The sequence below is a fragment of the Mesorhizobium sp. M8A.F.Ca.ET.208.01.1.1 genome, from assembly GCF_004791315.1.
Taxonomy (GTDB): domain Bacteria; phylum Pseudomonadota; class Alphaproteobacteria; order Rhizobiales; family Rhizobiaceae; genus Mesorhizobium.
Genome location: NZ_SRUT01000007.1, coordinates 140481 through 160842, shown reverse-complemented (window position 1 = coordinate 160842; position 20362 = coordinate 140481). Strand labels below are relative to the sequence as shown.

At 63.4% G+C, this 20362-nt stretch carries 19 protein-coding genes; 14 read left to right on the top strand and 5 right to left on the bottom strand.

The features are described 5' to 3' along the window. Positions 1 to 237 precede the first annotated feature (237 nt). The 9 genes from EN851_RS26570 to EN851_RS26530 all read left to right on the top strand — a co-directional run bounded on the left by EN851_RS26570 (position 238) and on the right by EN851_RS26530 (position 9822). Positions 238 to 1479, top strand: coding sequence for a phosphopentomutase (locus EN851_RS26570; protein ID WP_135930318.1), 1242 nt, complete (start codon positions 238 to 240; stop codon positions 1477 to 1479). Further along, a complete protein-coding gene (mutM, locus tag EN851_RS26565) occupies positions 1472 to 2362 on the top strand; it encodes a bifunctional DNA-formamidopyrimidine glycosylase/DNA-(apurinic or apyrimidinic site) lyase (protein ID WP_135930317.1) in 891 nt (296 codons plus the stop codon). The genes EN851_RS26570 and mutM overlap by 8 nt, the downstream gene beginning before the upstream one ends. A gap of 33 nt (positions 2363 to 2395) precedes the next feature. Next, the gene (locus EN851_RS26560) at positions 2396 to 3169 is read left to right on the top strand and encodes an enoyl-CoA hydratase (RefSeq protein WP_135930316.1); all 774 of its coding nucleotides are present in this window, start codon (positions 2396 to 2398) and stop codon (positions 3167 to 3169) included. A 180-nt stretch (positions 3170 to 3349) separates the two neighbouring features. Beyond that, positions 3350 to 3616 carry a 30S ribosomal protein S20 gene (gene rpsT / locus EN851_RS26555; protein WP_027026587.1) on the top strand — a complete coding sequence of 89 codons (267 nt, stop codon included), beginning with the start codon at positions 3350 to 3352 and terminating at the stop codon, positions 3614 to 3616. Positions 3617 to 4472: 856 nt separating this feature from the next. Next, complete coding sequence (dnaA, locus tag EN851_RS26550; protein ID WP_127870750.1) at positions 4473 to 6017, top strand: chromosomal replication initiator protein DnaA; 1545 nt, start codon at positions 4473 to 4475, stop codon at positions 6015 to 6017. Between the two features lie 200 nt (positions 6018 to 6217). Next, positions 6218 to 7336 (top strand): DNA polymerase III subunit beta, encoded by a 1119-nt coding sequence (dnaN, locus tag EN851_RS26545; RefSeq protein WP_127276856.1) that lies wholly within the window; start codon positions 6218 to 6220, stop codon positions 7334 to 7336. Positions 7337 to 7410: 74 nt separating this feature from the next. Continuing rightward, positions 7411 to 8550, top strand: coding sequence for a DNA replication/repair protein RecF (gene recF, locus EN851_RS26540; protein ID WP_135921045.1), 1140 nt, complete (start codon positions 7411 to 7413; stop codon positions 8548 to 8550). A gap of 31 nt (positions 8551 to 8581) precedes the next feature. Further along, positions 8582 to 9334 carry a molybdopterin-synthase adenylyltransferase MoeB gene (locus tag EN851_RS26535; protein WP_127870749.1) on the top strand — a complete coding sequence of 251 codons (753 nt, stop codon included), beginning with the start codon at positions 8582 to 8584 and terminating at the stop codon, positions 9332 to 9334. A gap of 2 nt (positions 9335 to 9336) precedes the next feature. Next, on the top strand, positions 9337 to 9822 hold the full coding sequence (locus EN851_RS26530; RefSeq protein ID WP_245520814.1) for a GNAT family N-acetyltransferase: 486 nt from the start codon (positions 9337 to 9339) through the stop codon (positions 9820 to 9822). A 42-nt stretch (positions 9823 to 9864) separates the two neighbouring features. On the opposite strand, the gene EN851_RS26525 is transcribed toward EN851_RS26530, so the two are convergent. Further along, a complete protein-coding gene (locus EN851_RS26525; protein ID WP_127276862.1) occupies positions 9865 to 10866 on the bottom strand; it encodes a D-glycerate dehydrogenase in 1002 nt (333 codons plus the stop codon). A gap of 149 nt (positions 10867 to 11015) precedes the next feature. Here EN851_RS26525 and EN851_RS26520 point away from each other — a divergent pair, with 149 nt between their 5' ends. Next, positions 11016 to 11576 carry an SH3 domain-containing protein gene (locus EN851_RS26520; RefSeq protein WP_127276864.1) on the top strand — a complete coding sequence of 187 codons (561 nt, stop codon included), beginning with the start codon at positions 11016 to 11018 and terminating at the stop codon, positions 11574 to 11576. On the opposite strand, the gene EN851_RS26515 is transcribed toward EN851_RS26520, so the two are convergent. Further along, positions 11566 to 11946, bottom strand: a complete 381-nt coding sequence (locus EN851_RS26515) for a DUF4260 domain-containing protein (RefSeq protein WP_135921047.1) — start codon at positions 11944 to 11946, stop codon at positions 11566 to 11568. The two genes, EN851_RS26520 and EN851_RS26515, sit on opposite strands and share 11 nt — an antisense overlap. A gap of 27 nt (positions 11947 to 11973) precedes the next feature. Continuing rightward, complete coding sequence (irrA, locus tag EN851_RS26510) at positions 11974 to 12405, bottom strand: iron response transcriptional regulator IrrA (protein WP_027142023.1); 432 nt, start codon at positions 12403 to 12405, stop codon at positions 11974 to 11976. Between the two features lie 241 nt (positions 12406 to 12646). On the opposite strand from irrA, the gene fabA reads away from it, so the two are divergent. From fabA to EN851_RS26490, 4 genes are all read left to right on the top strand, one after another. Further along, the gene (fabA, locus tag EN851_RS26505; protein ID WP_127276870.1) at positions 12647 to 13165 is read left to right on the top strand and encodes a 3-hydroxyacyl-[acyl-carrier-protein] dehydratase FabA; all 519 of its coding nucleotides are present in this window, start codon (positions 12647 to 12649) and stop codon (positions 13163 to 13165) included. Between the two features lie 49 nt (positions 13166 to 13214). Beyond that, positions 13215 to 14435, top strand: a complete 1221-nt coding sequence (fabB, locus tag EN851_RS26500) for a beta-ketoacyl-ACP synthase I (RefSeq protein WP_127870747.1) — start codon at positions 13215 to 13217, stop codon at positions 14433 to 14435. Positions 14436 to 14464: 29 nt separating this feature from the next. Next, positions 14465 to 15277, top strand: a complete 813-nt coding sequence (fabI, locus tag EN851_RS26495; protein WP_135921051.1) for an enoyl-ACP reductase FabI — start codon at positions 14465 to 14467, stop codon at positions 15275 to 15277. Positions 15278 to 15407: 130 nt separating this feature from the next. Further along, entirely contained in the window at positions 15408 to 16952 is a 1545-nt protein-coding gene (locus tag EN851_RS26490) for a bifunctional diguanylate cyclase/phosphodiesterase (RefSeq protein WP_127276876.1), read from the top strand. 16 nt (positions 16953 to 16968) lie between these two features. On the opposite strand, the gene EN851_RS26485 is transcribed toward EN851_RS26490, so the two are convergent. Then, entirely contained in the window at positions 16969 to 17976 is a 1008-nt protein-coding gene (locus EN851_RS26485) for a class I SAM-dependent methyltransferase (RefSeq protein ID WP_135930315.1), read from the bottom strand. A gap of 68 nt (positions 17977 to 18044) precedes the next feature. Beyond that, positions 18045 to 20192 carry a polyribonucleotide nucleotidyltransferase gene (gene pnp / locus EN851_RS26480; protein WP_127276880.1) on the bottom strand — a complete coding sequence of 716 codons (2148 nt, stop codon included), beginning with the start codon at positions 20190 to 20192 and terminating at the stop codon, positions 18045 to 18047. Positions 20193 to 20362: the final 170 nt, after the last annotated feature.

The window sequence follows — 20362 nt, the reverse complement described above, 5'->3', positions numbered from 1 at the left end:
GTTCCGTCCATGGACATGCCCAACTCGTCGCGGCACCTGAACTTTGCGCCTGTATCTCATTGTCCAAACCGCGCATGGATCCCTTAGCTTGTCCATGTCGTTGTCGCAAAACCGCTGCGCACTTTTGGGCGACATGGACTTGAGTATCGCGCCAAGCGGTTGCGGTTTGGTTTCCGAATTGCCAACGTCGCCGTGGAACCCTATGTCTGGGCGTCCACACTGGCAACAAATGACCCGATGGCGCGTGCTTTCCTCTTTGTCCTGGATTCCTTCGGCATCGGCGGCGCGGCCGACGCCGAAAGCTATGGCGACGCTGGCGCCAACACGTTGGCGCACATCGCCGAAGCTTGCGCGGAAGGGCGCGCGGATCGCGAAGGGCTTCGCCGAGGACCACTGTTCGTCCCCCATATGGCATCGCTGGGACTTGGAAAGGCGGCCGAAACGGCGACAGGACTGGGTTTTACGCATTTCGGAACGAACCTGCTCGCCAATGCCTTCCATGGCGCGGCGCAAGAGATTTCAAGTGGCAAGGACACGCCTTCCGGCCATTGGGAGATCGCGGGCCTGCCGGTGCGCTTCGACTGGGGTTTTTTCCCGGACACGGTTCCCGCCTTCCCGGCCGACCTGACCGAGGCGATGATCCGCGAGGGCAAGGTACCCGGCATCCTCGGCAATTGCCATGCGCCAGGTACCGAGATCATCGAGCGGTTCGGCGAGGAACACATCCGCACCGGCAAGCCGATTTGCTACACGTCGGTCGATTCCGTCCTGCAGATCGCCGCGCATGAGACCCATTTCGGCCTCGAGCGGCTCTATGAATTCTGTCAGGTGGTGCGTCGGCTGGTCGACCCGCTGAGGATCGGACGGGTGATCGCGCGTCCGTTCGTCGGCGAGACATCAGCCACCTTCGAGCGGACCTACAATCGCCGCGACTACGCCGTGCCGCCGCCCGAGCCGACATTGCTCGACCGGCTGACGGCGCGCGGCAGCCGCGTCATCGCCGTCGGCAAGATCGGCGACATCTTCGCCCATCGCGGGATTTCGCAAGTCCGCAAGGCCGCGGGCAACATGGCCATGTTCGACAAGGCGCTGGTCGCGATGGACGAGGCCACCGACGGGGACCTCGTCTTCGCCAATTTCGTCGATTTCGATACAGAATTCGGCCATCGCCGCGATGTCGCCGGTTATGCGGCCGCCCTCGAGGCCTTCGACCGGAGGCTTCCGGAGGCGTTCGCCAAGCTGAAGCAGGGCGACCTTCTCATCCTGACCGCCGATCACGGCAACGACCCGACCTGGCGCGGCACCGACCATACGCGTGAACGCATCCCGGTCATCGGCACTGGACCCGGCCTCAAAGGCGGCGACATTGGGCTGAGGGCGACATTCGCCGATATCGGCGAGACCGTTGCCGAACACCTCGCGCTGGCGCGCGGCCGTAACGGCACATCCTTCCATGCGATGATTGGCGGCCATGCCTGAACTGCCTGAAGTCGAGACCGTCCGGCGCGGGCTGCAGCCGGTGCTGGAAGGCGCCCATCTGGCCAAGGTCGAGATGAGACGGCCCGACCTGCGCTTCCCCTTCCCCGAACGGTTTTCGGAGCGGCTGACAGGCAGGACGATCACGGCGCTCGGCCGGCGGGCCAAATATCTGACCATGCATATGCAGGGCGGTCCGGTACTGATCTGCCATCTCGGCATGTCCGGCTCCTTTCGCATCGAGACCGGCGACGACGACGAGACGCCGGGCGTGTTCCACCATGAGCGCTCGAAGAGCGCGGCGCACGATCATGTCGTGTTCCATGTCGTTTCCGCGGCCGGCGGGCGGTCACGTGTCATCTTCAACGATCCGCGCCGCTTCGGTTTCATGCTGTTTGCGGAAGAGCCGCCGGAGACGCATCCGATGCTTGCCGGACTGGGCGTCGAACCCACCGGCAATGCGCTGGACGGCGTTCTGCTTGCCTCGTTACTGAAAGGCCGCAGATCGCCGCTCAAGACGGCGCTTCTCGACCAGAGGCTGATCGCCGGCTTAGGCAATATATATGTCTCGGAGGCGCTCTGGCGTGCCGGCCTGTCACCGCTGCGCGAGGCAGGCACCATTGCCAGGCCAGGCAAGAAGGCCAGGGAACAAAGCGATCGCCTCGCCGAGGCGATCCGCTCGGTCATATCGGATGCCATCGCGGCGGGAGGATCTTCACTGCGCGACTATATGCACACCGACGGATCGCTGGGTTATTTCCAGCATTCCTTTGCCGTCTACGACCGCGAAGGTGAGCCTTGCCCGAAGCCCGGCTGCGGCGGCCATGTCGAGCGCATCGTGCAGAGCGGACGCTCGACCTTCTATTGCCGGGCGTGTCAGACGTGAGCTAGACCGGTGTCGAGGAAGGAGAAGCAGCCAATGGCCTATGAGACAATCATCACCGAGAGGCGCGGCAAGGTCGGGCTGATCACGCTGAACCGGCCAAAGGCGCTCAACGCCCTCAATTCGCGGGTCATGGCCGAGGTGGTGGCGGCGGCGAAGGATTTCGGCGGCGACACGGGCATTGGCGCAATGGTCATCACCGGCTCCGACAAAGCCTTCGCGGCGGGTGCCGACATCAAGGAAATGCAGGAGATCGCGTTCGTCGATGCCTATGTGGAGGATTTCTTCGTCGGCTGGGAGGAACTGACGCGGGCGCGAAAGCCGATCATTGCGGCGGTGGCCGGCTATGCGCTCGGTGGCGGGTGCGAACTCGCCATGATGTGCGATTTCATCATTGCCGCCGACACGGCCAAATTCGGCCAGCCCGAGATCACGCTCGGTGTCATTCCCGGCATGGGCGGGTCGCAACGCCTGACCCGGTTCGTCGGCAAATCGAAGGCGATGGACATGTGCCTGACCGGACGGATGATGGATGCCGCCGAGGCAGAACGTTCGGGCCTCGTGTCGCGGGTCGTTCCGGCCGGCGAGCTAGTCGAAGAGGCCGTCAAGGCGGCCGCCAAAATCGCCGATTTCTCGCTGCCGTCGGTGATGATGGCCAAGGAAGCGGTCAACCGGGCCTATGAGACGACGCTTGCCGAGGGATTGCGCTTCGAACGCCGCCTATTCCATTCGCTTTTCGCGCTCGAAGACCAGAAGGAAGGCATGGCGGCGTTCGCCGAAAAACGGAAGCCGAATTTCACCAACCGGTAGGGTGTTGCGGGCCGGCGCCCAAAACCCGTGGCCTTGGCCAAAAAGAACGCCAGGCGGCGTTGACGCGCCGGAAAAGCTGAACTATAAGCCGCACCAACCGAGGCGGCCCCGTGGCTGCCCGTTTGTTTTTTGCGCCCTGCGGCACGCCGCGTGCGCCGACCAGATCAGAAGAGAGGCATCATGGCCAACACATCCTCGGCCAAAAAGGCAACGCGCAAGATCGCCCGCCGCGCAGCGATCAACAAGAACCGCCGCTCGCGCGTCCGCACCTACGTCCGCCAGGTCGAGGAGGCACTCGCCTCCGGCGACAAGGCCGCCGCACAGGCCGCCTTCAAGGCTGCCGAGCCGGAATTGATGCGCGCCGCGACCAAGGGCGTGATCCACAAGAACACGGCATCCCGCAAGGTGTCGCGCCTGGCCCAGCGCCTCAAGGTGCTGTCGGCCTGACATCGCCTTCCCAGGACGATCTTCTTCGAACCCGGCCGATCGCGCCGGGTTTTTTCGTTTGCCGGCAAGTACTTAAAAAGAATAGCCGCAAACAGCTGCAAATGCAGATTCCAGAGTTCGAAATGCTTTGCCGGCACATGCATGCCCGCTGATGATCGGCACGCTTGAAAAGCGGCGCCTAGAAAAATCCCGCCTCACAGAAATACCCAATATTTTTCAATTGGTTAGCGACAGTCATCCACAGCTTGTCCACAACGCGCCGAAGCGACGGGAGGACAACTGGCTGTCAAGAGAATTATTTCAGAAAATTTCGCGCCGGCCCGGCTTTTTCATATTCGTCGGAAAAGGGTTTGAATCACAATGGCTTTGTCAAAATAAGCCACTGCGGCATGGCGCTCGAACCCGCCCGAGGTAACCAGATTCCTTAAAAATCCGTTAGACGTGGCCTTGCCCTATCCACAGCGATTTCGGTAATGTCGATCTATCGAAAGGGACGGGCCTCTTGCCCTTAACCCAGCCTGACGCGGCCAGCTAAAATTGGCGGGATTTGCGACGCGGATCAAGTCCGTGGACGGGTATGGTTTGCTCTTTTTCGATACGGTAGGGGACTGGCGTAACTAGACATGGCAGGTAGGACGGCGCGCCGGCGCTCTTTCGCCGGACGGTCTCGTATTGCCCTGACATACCCAACGCGGACTGGCTTCCATGGGCCGGCACCGGTTCCCTTGGATAGTGGGCGACGTTCATTGCCAGCGGCGGCAACGGGCATCGTAGCGAAGACACGGTCGCTGGAAAAAGGATGCAGGAGGCGCATCCCCGGCGAAAAAACAGGTACAGAAAGGCAAGGAACTCGATCATGCAGAGCGGCATCGAAAGGGAGCTTACGGGCGACCTCCCATTTCCTGGAACTTTGATCGGAGCAAACGAGATGGCGGTCTCCAGCGACGCGGAACAGAAATTCGACCGGGTCAAGGCCCAGTTGAAGGCGCGCCTGGGAACCGAAGTCTATTCCAGCTGGTTCGGCCGCATGAAGGTCGCGGAAGCTTCCAAGGGCATTGTCCGCATCTCCGTGCCCACCGCGTTCCTGCGCTCGTGGATCAACGGCCACTATCACGATCTCATTTCCGAGCTGTGGAAGCAGGAGGATCCCGAGCTTCTCAAGATCGAGATCGTCGTGCGCACGGCGACCCGCCAGGGACGCAGCCAGCCTGAACCGGAATTGGCGCCGGCGCGCAAGATGACGCGGCAGACGCAGACGGCGCTGGCCGCCGGCACGGTCAGCCCAGGCAGGGTGGAGCGGTCTCCCATGCCGCGTCCGGGTGTGCCGGTCGAGAGCGAGTTCCGCCACAACGTACTGGGATCGCCGCTTGACCCGCGTTACACGTTCGGCTCCTTCATCGAAGGACCGTCGAACCGCGTGGCCTTCGCCGCCGCCAAGGCCGTGGCGGAATCGCAGTCGAGTGCGGTGCGCTTCAATCCGCTTTTCCTGCATGCTACCGTCGGGCTCGGCAAGACGCACCTCTTGCAGGCCATTGCCGCGGAATCGCTGAAGCAGAACCCGAAGTCCCGCGTCGTCTATCTCACCGCCGAGTATTTCATGTGGCGCTTCGCCACCGCGATCCGCGACAACAACGCATTGACGCTCAAGGAGCAGTTGCGCGACATCGACCTCTTGATCATCGACGACATGCAGTTCCTGCAGGGCAAGTCGATCCAGCATGAATTCTGCCATCTGATCAACATGTTGCTCGACAGCGCCAAGCAGGTCGTCGTCGCCGCCGACCGGCCACCGTCGGAGCTGGAATCGCTCGAACCGCGGGTCCGTTCGCGCCTCAATGGCGGCGTCGCGCTCGAAATGTCGGCACCCGACTTCGCCATGCGGCTCGGCATGCTCAAACTGCGCCTGGCCACGGCCAGGATCGACGATGCATCGCTCGACATTTCCGAGGAGATCCTCAACCACGTTGCCCGCACCGTGACCGGCAGCGGACGCGAACTGGAAGGCGCCTTCAACCAGCTCCTGTTTCGCCAGTCGTTCGAACCGCAGATCACGATCGACCGCATCGACGAGATCCTCGGCCATATCTACCGCACGGGCGAACCGAAGCGGGTCCGCATCGAGGACATCCAGCGCATCGTGGCGCGCCACTACAACGTCTCGAAGACGGAACTTTTGTCCAACCGGCGCACGCGCACCATCGTCAAGCCGCGGCAGGTCGCGATGTATCTGTCGAAGGTGATGACGCCGCGCTCGCTGCCGGAAATCGGACGGCGCTTCGGCGGTCGCGACCACACGACGGTGCTGCACGCCGTGCGCAAGATCGAGGATCTTTCCGGCAATGACAACACGCTGGCGCAGGAACTGGAATTGCTGAGAAGGCTGATCAACGACCAGGCCTGAGCGGCCGAAAACCGCCCGCTCGTGGGGTTGGCCAGCTTTATCCCCAGAAAGCCCGCGTAACCGGCCCGAACCGGTGGCGCGGGCTTGCGTTCACTGGTTTTTTCCTGTCAGTTTGCGTAGATTCTGAAGCCTGTTCAGAGCTTTCGCGGGGCGCCGGTAGCCGGAGACCCGTTCATTCATTCAAGCGAGCCTGTTTCGTCATGCGTGTTATCCTGGAACGGTCAAATCTCCTGAAGTCGCTCAACCACGTGCACCGCGTGGTCGAACGGCGCAACACCATACCGATCCTGTCCAACGTGCTGCTCAGCGCCGAAGGCGCCAGCCTCGAAATGAAGGCCACCGACCTCGACCTGGAGGTGACGGAAGCGACGCCCGCCAAGGTCGAGCGCGGCGGCGCGACGACGGTCCCCGCGCACCTGCTCTATGACATCGTGCGCAAGCTTTCCGACGGCGCCGAGGTGATGCTGAAGACGGATGAGGACGGCAACGCCATGACGGTGACGTCGGGCCGCTCCAGCTTCCGCCTGCAGTGCCTGCCGCAATCCGACTTTCCCGAGCTTTCGGCCGGATCCTTCTCGCACATCTTCCGCCTCGACTCGGTGGCGCTGAAGGGCCTGATCGAGAAGACGCAGTTCGCCATCTCCACCGAGGAGACGCGCTACTATCTCAACGGCATCTACCTGCACACGCATGAAGTCGGCGGCAAGCTGAAGCTGCGCTCGGTGGCGACCGACGGCCACCGCCTGGCGCGCGCCGAGATCGACGCACCGGCTGGCTCCGAGGGCATGCCGGGCATCATCATTCCGCGCAAGACGGTAAGTGAACTGCAAAAGCTGGTCGACGATCCGGACGTCGCCGTGACCACCGAATTGTCCGACACCAAGATCCGCTTCACCATCGGCAGCGTCGTGCTGACCTCGAAGCTGATCGACGGCACCTTCCCCGACTATCAGCGGGTCATCCCGACCGGCAACGACAAGAAGCTGATCCTCGACCGCCAGAGCTTCGCAGCCGCGGTCGACCGCGTCTCGACCATCTCCTCCGAACGCGGCCGCGCGGTGAAGCTCTCGATCAGCGAAGGCCAGGTGACGCTTGCCGTCAACAATCCGGATTCGGGCAGCGCAACGGAAGAACTGGCGGCAGACTATTCGGCCGACCCGATCGAGATCGGCTTCAATGCCAAATATCTGCTCGATGTCGCCGCGCAGCTGACCGGCACGGAAGCCAAATTCATGCTGGCCGACGCCGGTTCACCGACGCTGATCCACGACATGGCCGACGAGACCGCGCTTTACGTGCTGATGCCGATGCGGGTATAGCCGGCGCGGCGGCGCCTGGCGAATACGGCCGGCGGCGGGCGTTGGTTGCGGTGACTTCCACGGGCGGATAGCGGTTGCCGGCACAAACCCATATAAGTAAGCTTACGCTTACCAATTTTCGTAACTACGCGACCCTGGCGATAGATGTTGCGCCGGGCGCCGTGGTCTTTTCGGGCGACAATGGTGCCGGCAAGACCAATCTCCTCGAAGCGATCTCCTTTCTGACGCCCGGGCGCGGCTTGCGCCGCGCACCTTACGGGGATGTGGCACGTGAGGGTGGCGATGGCGGCTTTGCCCTGCATGCCCGGCTCGACGGGCCTGGCGGCGAGGTCGAGATCGGCACGGGCATCTCCGGGGGCGACACGGCGGAAAGCGGCAGGCGGGTGCGTATAAACGGAGCCGCCGCGCGGGCCGAGGGCATGCTGGAGTGGCTGCGGGTCGTGTGGCTGACGCCGGCGATGGATTCGTTGTTCACCGGACCTGCCGCGGATCGCCGGCGCTTTCTCGACCGGCTGGTGCTGGCGATCGATCCCGGACATGGCCAGCGTGCGCTCGATTACGAGAAGGCGATGCGGGGCCGTAACCGTTTGCTGACGGAAGGCTCGCGGGATGCCGGCTGGTTCGAGGCGATAGAGACGCAGATGGCAGAGACCGGCGTGGCGATCGCCGCGGCGCGCGCCGAAATGGTGCGGCTGCTGGCCGCCATGATCGGCAGGCTGCCCGACACCGGACCGTTTCCGCAGGCCGATATCGGCCTTTCGGGTGACCTGGAGGCCGAGATTGCCGGCGCCCCGGCGGTCGACGTCGAGGAGCGGTTCCGGCGGGCGCTTGCCGATGGCCGAGACCGTGACCGCGCCGCCGGACGCACCCTCGAAGGCCCGCACCGCTCAGACCTCATGGTCCGGCACCGGCCCAAGGCGACGCCGGCCGAACTCTGCTCGACCGGCGAACAGAAGGCACTGCTGGTCGGCATCGTGCTGTCGCATGCCCGGCTGACCGGGGAAATGTCCGGGCTGACGCCGATCCTGCTGCTCGACGAGATCGCGGCGCATCTCGACGGCGGACGGCGCGCGGCACTGTTCTCGATCCTGGAGGAACTGAAATGCCAGGCTTTCATGACGGGAACCGATGCGGCGCTGTTTTCCAGCCTGCGTGGACGAGCGCAGTTCCTGACTGTCGACCATGGTACGGTTGGGCCAACCGAAGACCCCTGACAAGCTTTTTCGACCACTATATGGTCCTGATATGACCACAGCGCTCACCGCCGACGAGATCGAACGCTATGCCCGCCACATCGTGCTGCCCGAGGTCGGCGGCGCGGGCCAGCAGAAGCTCAAGCAGGCGCGGGTCCTGGTGATCGGCGCCGGCGGGCTCGGTGCGCCGGTGCTTGAATATCTCGCAGCGGCCGGCGTCGGTACGCTCGGCGTGGTCGACGACGACGCCGTTTCTCTCTCCAACCTGCAGCGCCAGGTCATCCATGGCACCGATACGATCGGCATGCTGAAGACCCAAAGCGCCGAGGCGGCGATCGCTCGTATCAATCCCAACATATCAGTCGAAACGCACACATTCCGGCTGACCGCCGAGAACGCCCCCGCCCTCGTCGCCAGGTACGATGTCGTCGTCGATGGGTCCGACAATTTCGAGACGCGTTATGTGGTGGCCGATGCCTGCGCCAGCCAAGAGAAGCCGCTGGTGCATGCAGCCGTTGGACGCTTCGATGGCTCGGTGACCGTGCTGAAGCCTTTCGAAAACGGCAGTGACGGCAAGCCAAACCCGAGCTATCGGGATCTGTTTCCCGAGGCCCCGCCGCCGGGGCTTGTGCCGTCCTGCGCCGAGGCGGGGGTGCTCGGAGCGCTGACCGGGGTCGTCGGCACGCTGCAGGCGATGGAGGCGATCAAGCTGATCACCGGCATAGGCGAGCCGCTGATCGGCCGGCTGCTGCTCTATGATGCGCTGGCCGCGCGCTTCGAGACGATCCGCTACAAGAGACGCTGATCTTGGAACATTCCCATGTTTCGATCACGCGGATCCCAGCCGATTTCGGCCGCTGGGGTGATGTGCTTGCCCTCATCATGGGTGCCTTCGCCTTTATGGACGGCATCATCGACCCGCCGTCGTCGGCTCACCTGCTCACAGCCGATGCGCTGCGCACCAAGGCGCTGCGGGAGACCGGCTTCCTGGCACTCGACGGCGACAGGATCGTGGGCTGCGTTTTTGCTCTTGAAAGAGCTGACGGTCTTTATGTCGGCAAGCTCGCCGTCGCCCCGGACCGCCAGGGGCACGGCATTGGCCGACGGCTGATGCAAGCGGCCGAAGATCTGGCCCGCAGCCGCGGCAAGGCCGCCATCGAGCTCGAGACGAGGATCGAGCTCACCACCAATCTTGCCGCCTTCGCCCGGCTCGGATTTCGCGAAACCGGACGGACGGCGCATGACGGCTATGACAGGCCGACCTCCATCACCATGCGCAAAACGATCTCGTAAGCGTCGCGTTACATTGAACGGCGAGCCTGCGCCTGGACAGTTTCAGGTCCTGAGCGGCAGCACGCGGTCCGGCGGACGATGGCCGTCGACGAAGGCGCGGATATTGATGATGACCTTCTCGCCCATGTCGATGCGGCCCTCGAGCGTGGCCGAGCCCATATGCGGCAGAAGCACGACCTTGTTCCTGGCGGCGAGTTTCAAGAGCTTGGCGTTAAGGGCCGGCTCGTGCTCGTAGACGTCGAGGCCGGCGCCGGCGATCTTGCCGTCCTGGATGAGCTTGACCAGCGCTTCTTCGTCGATGATGTCGCCGCGGGCGGTGTTGACGATATAGGCGGTGGGCTGCAGCAACGCCAGCCGCCGGGCCGACAGAAGATGGAAGGTTGCCGGCGTCGACGGACAATTGACCGAGATGATGTCCATGCGGGCCAGCATCTGGTCGAGACTCTCCCAATAGGTCGCCTCCAACCCATCCTCGACCGCAGGCAGCACGCGGTGCCGGTTGTGATAGTGGATGGACAGCCCGAAGGCCTTGGCCCGCCTGGCAACGGCGGTGCCGATGCGGCCCATGCCGACAATGCCGAGCCGCTTGCCCCAGATGCGCCGGCCAAGCATCCAGGTCGGCGACCAGCCGGCCCATTTCTTGTCGCCCGTGAGCACGTTGGCGCCTTCCGCCAGCCGGCGCGGCACAGCCAGCATCAATGCCATGGTCATGTCGGCGGTATCTTCGGTGAGCACGTTGGGCGTGTTGGTGACGGTGATGCCTTTCTTGGCCGCCGCCGCCACGTCGATCTTGTCGACGCCGTTGCCGAAATTGGCGATCAGCTTGAGGTTGTCGCCGGCCTGGGCGATCAATGCGGCATCGATGTGGTCGGTCACGGTCGGCACCAGCACGTCGGCTTCCTTGACCGCGGCGACCAGTTCCGGCTGCGTCATCGGCCGGTCCTCGACATTCAGCCTTGCGTCGAACAGTTCGCGCATGCGGGTCTCGACCGGGTCGGGCAGCTTTCGCGTGATGACCACGAGAGGCTTCTTTTTGCCTGGCATTGTTTCCCTCGTTGAGACCTCTTTAACCAAGACCGGCGAAACTGAAAGCTGGTCGCGGTAGCCGATTTTACCCATGTAACAAGCGGTGCCGCCGAAGACAAAGAAAAAGGGGTGCCGCAGCCGTCGGGCCGGCGCCGAAAGGAACGAAAGTGTCTGGTTTCGCGTCGCTTCGCCTGGCCCTCAGCGCAGCATTTCTCGGCGCTCTCCTCTATTCTCCGCTTGCCGGCGCGCAGAGCGCGGCCGCCCCTGCCCAGAGCGCCATCACGCTCGGACCGAGTGGGCTGCCGCTGCCGCGATTCGTCAGCCTGAAATCCGGCCGCGTCAACTCGCGCGTCGGCCCCGGCGCCAACTATTCGGTCGACTGGATGTATATGAAGGCTGGCCTGCCGATGGAGATCATCCAGGAGTTCGATACGTGGCGGCGCGTGCGCGACGCCGATGGCTCGGAAGGATGGATCAACCAGTCGCTGCTGTCGGGCCGGCGCACGGCGATCATCGCGCCCTGGCAGCGCGGCAAGGGCGGCCAGGTCAATCTTCTGAAAGGTCCCGACAAGGATGCCAGGGTGGTGGCGATCGTCGAACCGGGCGTTATGGGCACGATCAAGTCCTGCGACGGCCAATGGTGCGAAATGACGCTCGACGGCCACACCGGCTGGCTTGCCCAGTCGGTCGTCTGGGGCGCCTATCCGGGCGAGCGGGTCAAGGACTGAACGTCTCGCGTTTGCGCCCGATAGGGCCAAGATGGGTGTCCTGAAACCCCGTTGACAGCTTCAAGCCGTAACCCAGTGCACGGTCGATTGCGATATGAGCGATCCAGATCAGTGCGATGGCGCTGCCGACCGCACTGCCGGCGAGATGCCCGGCAAGCAGCAGAAGCACCGGTACGATCAGAATGTGCAAGGCGTTGTAGGCAAGGGCGCCGATGCGAGGTCCACCGAGATAACCCAGCATCGACAGGTCCGGCGCCAGGATGAGCAACGCGAAAAGCCACCAGGAAACGCCCGTCGCGCCATAGAAGCCGATTGCGGCAACCGCCACGACGGCCCATTCGAGCCGCACTATCCAATCCAAGGGTTTCATCCACACCGATTGTTCCGGCTTCGCCGGTCATTCCGGACGCTTGGGACGCAGCCTCACCACGATATCGACATTGGCGATTTCCATGCCCTCGGGCGGGTCCGGCAGGTTGGTGACCGTGACCGGGCCGTTGGCGATGTCGAAAATCCTGTTTTCGCCTTCGATATAGAAATGGTGGTGATCGGAGGTATTGGTGTCGAAATAGGTCTTGGAACCTTCGACGGCGAGGATACGCAGCAGCCCCGCCTGGGTAAACTGGTGAAGCGCGTTGTAGACGGTGGCCAGCGACACCGGCACGCCGGCGGCCTGCGCCTCCTCGTGCAGTTCCTCAGCCGACAAATGGCGGTCGCCCTTGGCGAAAAGCAGGTCGGCCAGCGCAATGCGCTGACGCGTCGGCCTCAGGCCGGCTTCACGTACCCGCTTGTCCACAGCGACATTTTCCTTCCGGCAGCCCCGGTCCATCTGGTCTTCCAAGCTCACAGTCCCGCTTCAAGACACGCCCAGAGTGGCAAAAAAATGAATATATGCCGAACCCGGACCCCGGTTGACATATATTCTGTCGCCCGAATGCGATCAATAGCGCGCATTGACCCGGGCAGACTGGCGGGTTAAGCGCAAACGCCGGTTTCCGGCCTGAAACAGATTGTGTTAGGACACCAACGACAAGGGCGCGCTACCGCCCGGACGATATGGGGAGAAATTGATGGCGGGTTCGAAATCCAGCTACGACTACGAAGAATTGCTGGCCTGCGCCCGTGGCGAGCTGTTCGGAGAGGGCAATGCCCAGCTGCCCTACCCGCCGATGCTGATGTTCGACCGTATCACCGAAGTCAGCGAGACCGGCGGCGCCTTCGACAAGGGTTTCATCCGCGCCGAATTCGATATCAAGCCCGACCTGTGGTTCTTTGCCTGCCATTTCATCGGCAATCCGATCATGCCTGGCTGCCTCGGCCTGGACGCCCTGTGGCAATTGACAGGCTTCTATCTCGGCTGGCTCGGCGAACCCGGCAAGGGAATGGCGCTGTCGACCGGAGAGGTCAAGTTCAAGGGCATGGTCACGCCATCGGTCAAGAAGGTCGAGTATGGCGTGGATTTCAAGCGTGTAATGCGCGGCCGGCTGGTGCTCGGCATCGCTGATGGCTGGATGAAGGCGGATGGTGAGCCCATATACGCGGCGACGGACCTGAAGGTCGGTCTGTCAAAGCAGTCGGCGGTCGCTTGACCGCAGCCCTGGCCCGCACACTGGCCAGCATCCCTGGAAGGAGTTGCGAATGAGACGTGTCGTAGTCACAGGCCTCGGCATCGTGTCGTCGATCGGCAACAATGCCAATGAGGTGCAGACCTCGCTGCATGACGCCAGATCCGGCATCAGCTTTTCCGATTCCTTCGCGGAGCATGGCTTCCGCTGCCAGGTCTGGGGCGCGCCGACGCTCGACCCTTCCGCCATGATCGACCGCCGCGCGATGCGTTTCCTGAGCCAGGGCGCGGCCTGGAATCACGTTGCCATGGACCAGGCGATCGCGGATGCAGGCCTCGGCGAGAGCGACATCACCAACGAGCGCACCGGCATCGTCATGGGTTCGGGCGGTCCTTCCACCCGCACCATCGTCGAGGCCGCCGAGACCACGCTCAAGAACGGCAGCCCCAAGCGCATCGGTCCCTTCGCGGTGCCGAAGGCGATGTCGTCGACCGCGTCGGCGACGCTGGCCACCTGGTTCAAGATCCATGGCGTCAACTATTCGATCTCGTCGGCCTGCTCGACCTCGGCGCATTGCATCGGCAATGGTTACGAATTGATCCAGTGGGGCAAGCAGGACATGGTCTTTGCCGGCGGCCACGAGGATCTCGACTGGACGATGTCGGACCTGTTCGACGCCATGGGCGCCATGTCGTCGAAGTTCAACGACAGGGCCTCCACCGCATCGCGCGCCTATGACGCCAATCGCGACGGCTTCGTCATCGCCGGCGGCGCCGGCGTGCTGGTGCTGGAAGAGCTGGAACACGCCAAGGCGCGCGGCGCCAAGATCTACGCCGAGATCGTCGGCTATGGCGCGACGTCGGACGGCTACGACATGGTGGCGCCCTCGGGCGAAGGCGCGGTTCGCTGCATGCGCCAGGCGCTGGCGACGGTCTCCACGCCGGTCGACTACATCAACACCCACGGCACCTCGACCCCGGTCGGTGATTCCAAGGAAATGGGCGCGATCCGTGAAGTGTTCGGCGAGAAGATGCCGTTCATCACGTCGACGAAATCGCTGACCGGCCATTCCCTGGGCGCGGCCGGTGTGCAGGAATCCATCTATTCGATCCTGATGATGCAAGGCGGCTTCATCGGAGAAAGCGCCCATATCGAGACGCTCGATCCGGAATTCGAGGGCATGCCGATCGTGCGCAAGCGCATCGACAACGCCGCGATCGACACCGTTCTGTCGAATTCCTTCGGTTTCGGCGGCACCAACGCAACGCTCGTTTTCCAGCGCTATTCCGCATAGGGCCAAGTTTTACATAAGGATTGCCGGCCATGGACGGATTGATGAAGGGCAAGCGCGGGCTTGTCATGGGTGTCGCCAACGATCATTCGATCGCCTGGGGCATAGCCCGGAAATTATCCGAACATGGGGCGGAACTCGCCTTCACCTACCAGGGCGACGCTTTCGGCCGCCGGGTCAAGCCGCTCGCCGACAAGCTCGGCGCTTCGCTGGTCGTTCCCTGCGACGTCGAGGACAGCGCTTCGGTCGCCGCCACGTTCGAGACGCTTGGCAAGGAATGGGGCGGGTTGGACTTCGTCGTCCATGCCATCGGCTTTTCCGACAAGAACGAGTTGAAGGGCCTCTATGCCGACACCAGCCGGGACAATTTCGTCCGCACCATGGTGATCTCCTGCTATTCCTTCACCGAGGTGGCGCGCAATGCAGCGCCGCTGATGACTGCCGGCGGCTCGATGATCACGCTGACCTATGCCGGCTCGGTCCGCGTCATGCCGAACTATAATGTCATGGGCGTCGCCAAGGCCGGGCTCGAGGCCAGCGTGCGCTACCTCGCCAATGACTACGGTCCGCGCGGCATCCGCATCAACGGCATCTCGGCCGGTCCGGTGCGCACACTGGCCGGCGCCGGCATTTCGGACGCCCGCCACATGTTCTCCTACCAGCAGCGCAATTCGCCGTTGCGCCGGACCGTGACGATCGACGAGGTTGGCGGCTCCGCGCTCTATCTCCTGTCCGACCTCGCTTCCGGTGTCACCGGCGAAATCCACTATGTCGATTCCGGCTACCATATCGTCTCGATGCCGACGCTCGATGAATTGAAGCAGACGGATGGCGGCGGAGACTGAAGAGCGGTCCCGTCAAGCAGGTCCTTTTCCCAGTCAAGAAAATAATCCTCTCCAGTAAAATTGAATGCATTCGCGGAAACTCATTTTAAGAGGGTTTCCGCTATAGGGTCTCCGACCTGGGGACCTTTTCATGCCTGCCGTCAGCAACCCGAAGCGAACGCCAGTGTTCCGACTGCTCACGATAGCAAGTTCGGGCATTGGCAGTTTCGTCCTCGGCATCTGGGGCCTGAAGCACGGTCTCGGCGAGGGGTTTGCCGGCATATCAGCTGACATGATGGTCGCGATCATGGCCGCGCTTTGCGCGCTTGCGGCATCGGTGGCGGCAATGTCCTTCTTCGCAGGCATCGATGAATCGGCGGATTTCGTCTTCAACGAAACCCATTTCGACAAGCTGACCGGACTGCTGGCGCGGCCGGCCATGGTCGGCAAGATCGCCGAGGCGGCATGCGCGACAAGCCGTACCGGGGAACCGGTGTTCCTGATCGACATCGACATCGACCGGTTCAAACAGATCAACGACGCGATCGGCTACACCCAGGGCGACGAACTGATCCGCGCCTTCACCAAGCGGCTGCACAGCTGCGTGCCCGCGCGCGCGCCGATCGGACGCATCGGGGCCGGCGAGTTCGCGGTGCTGCTCCCGGACCATCTGATCCAGGGAACCTTGGAAAGCATGGTCGAGAGGCTCATCGACGAAATGATGGAGCCGTATGAACTCAGCAGCCACCAGCAATCGGTGAGCCTGTCGGTCGGCATCGTGGCGATGCCCAAGGACGGTGTCGATCCGGTCCTCATCCTGCGGCGCTCCAACCTGGCGCTGCAGAATGCGCGTGCGAGCGGAGTTGGCAACTGGTCGGTCTTCGACAGCGAGATGGGACGCGTGGCCGACCATCGCCAGTGGGTCGAATCCGAGCTGCACAGCGCCTTTGAACGCGGTGATTTCGACCTGCACTACCAGCCGCAGCTCGACCTCCCGACCGGCCGCATCGTCGGCTACGAGGCGTTGATCCGCTGGCAGCATCCCGAACGCGGCATGATCCCGCCGATGGAGTTCATCCAGATCGCCGAGGAGACCGGCATGATCAACCCGATCGGCGAATGGGTGCTGCGCAAGGCCTGCAGCGATGCCCGCCATCTGCCGGACGACTGTTTCGTCGCCGTCAACATCTCGCCGGTCCAGTTCATGACCAAGGACTTCGTCGGCCTTGTACGCGACACGATGCGGACCACGGGCATCAAGCCGTCACGGCTGGAGCTGGAAGTCACCGAGACGGCGATGATGCAGGACCGCGACCGCGCGGCCGCCATCCTGAAAGAGCTTGCCGAGATGGGCATCTCGGTCGCCGTCGATGATTTCGGCACCGGTTATTCCAACCTCAGCTATCTGATCGACTTCTCGTTCGGCAAGCTGAAGATCGATCGTTCCTTCATCAGCCGCATCGATACCGACGCCAGCTCCGGCGCCGTCGTGTCGACCATCGTCGGGCTGTCGCGGGCGCTCGGCGTCAGCATCATCGCCGAAGGCGTCGAGACCGAAAGCCAGGCGACGCTGCTCAGGGCCGCCGGCTGTGAGGTGGTGCAGGGCTACCTCTTCGGCCGGCCAGCACCGCTCGAGATCAGCGTTGGCGACGGGCATGTCGCAGACGGCATGAGGCGCGTCGCCAACCTGCATTGATGACCCGCCCGCTGCATTACCGGCGCGCCGAAAACACCTTGAACATGCCGTCACGGGCAAGCTCGGCGTGGCTGGCGAAGGCCGCTGACAGGACGGCTTCGTAAGGAAGCTGGCGGTTGGCGACCATGAACAGGCGCCCGCCGGGCTTCAGGGCCTTGGCTGCCGCGCGGATCATGCCGGCACCAATCTCAGGCTCCGCCGCACGGCTGCGATGGAAGGGCGGGTTCATGGCGATGACGTCGTAGCGGCGCTCGACAGGCTCGGCGAGCAGGTCCGTCCAGAAGAAGCCCTGTGCCAAGATGTTGCCGAGATTGCCCCTGGCCGCCTCCAGCGCGTCGAAATCGGCCTCGTACAGATCGAGCGACAAGCCCGGCGAGCGGGCGGCCATCTCCGCCGCCACATAGCCCCAGCCGGAGCAGAAATCGGCCGCGCTGCCACGCAGATCGCCTGGCAGGTTGTCGACCAGCAGTTTCGAACCGGCATCGACGCGATCGAAGGAGAACATGCCGGGCTCGGTGTGGAACCGGTCCGCAACCAGCAATGCGGGATTGGCGGTGCGAAGTACGGCGGCGGCCTGCATGTCAGCCGGGCGGCGCAGCCAGAAGGCAATGCCGTGATATTTCGGCATGTGGCCATCGAGCGGCGCAAGATCGCCAACACGCTTGCGCAGGCTGGCAATGCCATCCTCCTTGCCACCGGCAATGACGATCAATCCGCCCTCTGCCACGCGCTCCATAGCCTCGGCGATGCGCAATTCGTTCTGGCCGCGATGGCGGCCGGCGAGCACCAACGCGGCATCAAAACCGTCACCGGCCGATTGCGGCGTGACCGTGAAGCCGGCCGCCTGCAACGCACGGAAATACGGCCGGAAGCCCTGTACGAGATTGAGCGTAGCCTCGAAAGCCGGCGGCAGGCGCAGGCCGGGTTCGGCGCCAAGGAAGAGAACGCGCTGGCCCTGCCGCGGCAAGGAAAGAGCCTCGGCCTCGAACGGGTGAAAAAGCGTCTTCAGCGCTTCAGCGGACATAGCCGTGCTCCATAAACAAAAACGGGCGCGACCTAAGCCGCGCCCGCCTCGTTTTTCCGTCGGACCGATCAGGCGGCGTTTTCTTCGCCTTCGGTCTTCTTGTCGCGGGCGATTTCCTTGCCGGTGGCCTGGTCGACGACCTTCATCGACAGGCGAACCTTGCCGCGCTCGTCGAAGCCCATCAGCTTGACCCAGACCTTGTCGCCTTCCTTGACGACGTCCGAGGTCTTGGCGACCCGGTCGTTGGCGAGCTGCGAGATGTGGACGAGGCCGTCACGCGGACCGAAGAAGTTGACGAAGGCGCCGAAGTCGGCGGTCTTGACGACCGTGCCTTCGTAGATTTCGCCGACTTCCGGCTCGGCGACGATGGTGTGGATCCACTTCTTGGCCGCCTCGATCTCCTTGGCGTTCGAGGAAGCGATCTTGACCGTGCCGTCGTCCTCGATGTTGATCTTGGCGCCGGTCTTCTCGACGATCTCGCGGATGACCTTGCCGCCCGAACCGATGACGTCGCGGATCTTGTCGGTCGGGATGTGCATGACCTCGATGCGCGGCGCGAACTCGCCGAGTTCGGGACGGGCGCCGGTCAGGGCATGGGCCATTTCGCCGAGGATGTGCAGGCGGCCGTCCTTGGCCTGGCCAAGGGCGATCTTCATGATCTCCTCGGTGATGCCATCGATCTTGATGTCCATCTGCAGCGAGGTGATGCCGCCTTCGGTGCCGGCGACCTTGAAGTCCATGTCGCCGAGATGATCTTCGTCGCCAAGGATATCGGAGAGCACGGCGAAGCGCTCGCCTTCCTTGATCAGGCCCATGGCGATGCCGGCAACCGGCTTGGCCAGCGGCACGCCGGCATCCATCAGCGCCAGCGAGGTACCGCAGACGGTGGCCATCGACGACGAACCGTTGGACTCGGTGATCTCCGAGACGACGCGCAGCGTGTAGGGGAACTGGTCAGCGGAGGGCAGCATCGGACGGATGGCGCGCCAGGCGAGCTTGCCGTGGCCGATTTCGCGGCGGCCCGGCGAACCCATGCGGCCGGTCTCACCGACGGAATAGGGAGGGAAGTTGTAGTGAAGGAGGAACTTCTCCTTGTACATGCCGGTCAGGGAATCGACATACTGCTCGTCCTCGCCGGTGCCGAGCGTGGCGACGACCAGCGCCTGGGTCTCGCCGCGGGTGAACAGCGCCGAACCATGGGTGCGCGGCAGGACGCCGACTTCGGAAACGATCTTGCGAACCGTCTTGAGGTCGCGGCCATCGATGCGCGAGCCGGTGTCGAGAATGTTCCAGCGCACGACCTTGGCCTGGAGCTCCTTGAACACCGAGCCGATCTGTTCGGAGGTGTACTTTGCGTCCTCGCCTTCAGCGGGGGCAAACGCGGCCTTGACCTTCGCCTTGACGGCGTCGACCGCGGCGTAACGCTTCTGCTTGTCGACGTTCTTGTAGGCATTGCTGAGCTCGTCGCCGACGATCTTCAGCATCTCGGCCTCAAGCGCGGAATAATCCGGCGCGGTGAAGTCGCGCGGTTCCTTGGCTGCAACTTCGGCCAGCTTGATGATGGCGTCGATGACCGGCTGGAAACCCTTGTGGCCAAACATGACGGCGCCGAGCATCAGCTCTTCGCCAAGTTCCTTGGCTTCCGACTCGACCATCAGCACGGCGTCGGCGGTGCCGGCGACAACGAGGTCGAGCTTGGATTCCTGCATCTCATCGACATGCGGGTTCAGCACATATTCGCCGTTGATGTAACCGACGCGGGCGCCGCCGACCGGGCCCATGAACGGAACGCCGGAGAGCGTCAGGGCCGCCGAGGTGGCGACGATCGACAGGATGTCCGGATCATTTTCGAGATCGTGCTGCACGACGGTGACGACGATCTGCGTGTCGTTCTTGTAGCCGTCGGCGAAGAGCGGGCGGATCGGGCGGTCGATGAGGCGGGAAACCAGCGTTTCCTTTTCGCTCGGACGGCCTTCACGCTTGAAATAGCCGCCCGGGATCTTGCCGGCGGCATAGGTCTTTTCCTGGTAGTTGACGGTCAGCGGAAAGAAATCGAGGCCGGGCTTCGGCTCCTTCATCGAAACGACGGTGGCCAGCACCTTGGTCTCGCCATAAGTGGCGAGCACAGCGCCATCGGCCTGGCGCGCGATCTTGCCGGTTTCCAGGATGAGCGGACGGCCGCCCCATTCGATTTCCACTTTGTGGTGATTGAACATGTCTTGTCCTTAATAAGCGGAAAGGGGCGCGCCGTTTCACGGTGCGCGGATGCCCTTTCCCTGGCTTCCTTTCTCGGGCAGCCACGGGCAAGACAACGGGAAGCTCGGATGATTTAGGCGCGACGAGCGCGCACGAGCGTCCTGCAATCCTGCCCCATGACCGTCCATGG